General features: G+C 68.8%; 1 protein-coding gene. It reads left to right on the forward strand.

Translation table 11 applies throughout. The features are described 5' to 3' along the window. Positions 1-407, forward strand: a 407-nt coding sequence (locus tag QSK31_RS48590) for a sigma-70 family RNA polymerase sigma factor (protein ID WP_285692010.1), incomplete at both ends; no start/stop codon positions are given.

A 407-nucleotide genomic window follows, 5' to 3' on the forward strand; every position in this document is an offset into this window, starting at 1 on the left:
ATCGAGGCGTGGTTGCCTCTGGCCCGTCACCTCGCCCACCGCTACTCCGGCCGCGGCGAGCCCACCGACGACCTGATCCAGACCGCGAACGTCGGCCTGATCAAAGCGGTCGACAAGTTCGACCCCGAACGCGGCGTCGACTTCGCCGGCTACGCCATCCCCACCATCATCGGCGAGATCAAGCGCCACTTCCGCGACCGCACCTGGTCCATCCGGGTACCGCGGCGCCTGCAGGAACTACGCCTGCAGATCACCGAGGCCAACGCCACCCTCACCCACAGCCTCGGCCGCTCCCCGACAGTGGCCGACATCGCCGTACACCTCGGCGTCACCGAGGAAGACGTGCTGGAAGGCCTGGAAGGCGCCCGCGCCTACAACGCCACCAGCCTGTCCACCCCGATCAGCGC

Source organism: Actinoplanes sp. NBRC 103695 (assembly GCF_030269485.1).
Taxonomy (GTDB): Bacteria; Actinomycetota; Actinomycetes; order Mycobacteriales; family Micromonosporaceae; genus Actinoplanes.